The 266-nt window shown below is 65.4% G+C and carries 1 pseudogene; it reads left to right on the plus strand.

Annotated features, from left to right (window positions below):
* A pseudogene (locus tag SB725_RS31680) lies at positions 1–266 on the plus strand (arsenite oxidase large subunit); the annotation flags it as partial.

Genomic DNA, 266 nt, shown 5'->3' on the forward strand with positions numbered 1-266 from the left:
CCCCGCGTGTATCTGGCCGATCAGTGGATGGACACGAGCTGGGACGACGCGCTGGCGCTGTATGCCGGCCTCACCCAAAAGATCCTCGATCGCGACGGTCCGTCAGGACTGGCATTCGACTGCTTCGATCACGGCGGCGCCGGCGGCGGATTCGAGAATACGTGGGGCACGGGCAAGCTGATGTTCACCGCGCTCAAGACGCCGCTCGTGCGCATCCACAACCGGCCGGCCTACAACTCCGAGTGCCATGCCACGCGGGAAATGGG

It is taken from the genome of Pseudomonas sp. SIMBA_041 (assembly GCF_046535095.1).
Taxonomy (GTDB): domain Bacteria; phylum Pseudomonadota; class Gammaproteobacteria; order Pseudomonadales; family Pseudomonadaceae; genus Aquipseudomonas; species Aquipseudomonas mucoides.